The organism is Paenibacillus sp. YAF4_2 (assembly GCF_052113225.1).
Classification (GTDB): domain Bacteria; phylum Bacillota; class Bacilli; order Paenibacillales; family Paenibacillaceae; genus Pristimantibacillus.
Window position 1 is genome coordinate 1 of sequence record NZ_JBFRCT010000025.1, and the last position, 572, is coordinate 572.

The 572-nt window shown below is 65.3% G+C and carries 1 protein-coding gene; it reads right to left on the bottom strand.

The features are described from left to right. Nucleotides 1–572: Bug family tripartite tricarboxylate transporter substrate binding protein (locus tag AB4Y93_RS28800; RefSeq protein WP_441897216.1), on the bottom strand; the 572-nt coding region annotated here is incomplete at both ends.

Below are 572 nucleotides of genomic sequence, written 5' to 3' on the forward strand. Positions count from 1 at the left end.
GTCCTGCTTCAGCTGCGCCGCGAATGCCTCCGGCGTGTTGGCCACGACGTCGCTGCCGCCTTCGTTGATCGTCTTGACCACGTCCGGCATCTGCAGCACCTGCACGATGGCGCGATTCAGCAGCGCCACGCGTTCCGGCGACGTACCCGCCGGTACGAAGAAGCCGTACCAGTCCTCGAAGCGTGCATTGCGATAGCCCAGGTCTTCAAGTGTCGGCACCTTGGTGAATACCCCGAGACGGCGCGGGCTGGTGACGGCCAATGCCCGCATGCGGCCGGTCTGGATGAAGCCCGCCACCGAGGACGTCGACGTGATCAGCACATCCACCTGTCCGCCAAGCAGGTCGTTGATGGCCGGCCCMGCGCCCTTGTASGGCACATGCTGCAGCGASACRTTGCTGTCCTTGTCCAGCACCACGCCCACCAGATGCGACAGCGTGCCGTTGCCGGGCGTGGCGTAAGTGATCTTCTGTGGCTGCGCCTTGGCCTGGGTGGCCAGCTCCTCGAAGGTCTTCCACGGGGCGTTGGCCGATACCACGATAGCCAGCGGTGCCGCGTTGATCTGCGTGACCG